Genomic DNA, 612 nt, shown 5'->3' with positions numbered 1-612 from the left:
GAACAGCGCCGCGGAGACCTGGGCGAACCTGTACGCGGTGAACCTGCGGACCATGCCCACGGGCACGATCACCTTCCGCGGCTTCATCCCGTACGAGGCACAGGCGGGCCACGGTCTGGACGTCGTCCAGATCACCTATCCGGACGGCCGCAGCCATGCCCGGATCATCTGCGGCCGGGCAGCGGGGGCGCGGGCGCTGACACCGGCGGAGTGTCCGCTGAAGTGAACGGGGCGTCCCCGGGGGCGTACGCGAAGCAAGGCGTACGCCCCCGGGGACGCCCCGTTCACTTCAGCGGACACTCCGCCGGTGTCAGCGCCCGCGCCCCCGCTGCCCGGCCGCAGCCATGCCCGGATCATCTGCGGCCGTCCGGATAGGTGATCTGGACGACGTCCAGACCGTGGCCCGCCTGTGCCTCGTACGGGATGAAGCCGCGGAAGGTGATCGTGCCCGTGGGCATGGTCCGCAGGTTCACCGCGTACAGGTTCGCCCAGGTCTCCGCGGCGCTGTTCACCGCGTCGCCGTGGCTCGCCGCGTCGTACAGCGCGGCCGTGGCGCTGTACGAGATCACCGACTGGCCGCTGGCGAAGAGCAGGTCCTCGTACGGCTTCGAA

At 70.8% G+C, this 612-nt stretch carries 2 protein-coding genes; one reads left to right on the top strand and one right to left on the bottom strand.

Features of this window, described 5'->3' with window-relative positions:
* Positions 1-226: hypothetical protein (locus tag EAO73_RS34800; RefSeq protein ID WP_147975533.1), on the top strand; the 226-nt coding region annotated here is incomplete at its 5' end.
* 127 nt (positions 227-353) lie between these two features.
* On the opposite strand, the gene EAO73_RS34795 is transcribed toward EAO73_RS34800, so the two are convergent.
* Positions 354-612 (bottom strand): hypothetical protein (locus EAO73_RS34795; protein ID WP_224756583.1); only part of this gene is annotated, 259 nt, incomplete at its 5' end.

The sequence above is a fragment of the Streptomyces sp. col6 genome, from assembly GCF_008042035.1.
GTDB lineage: Bacteria > Actinomycetota > Actinomycetes > Streptomycetales > Streptomycetaceae > Streptomyces.
Note: the sequence above shows the minus strand (reverse complement) of the source record. Positions and strands in the feature narration are given on the sequence as shown.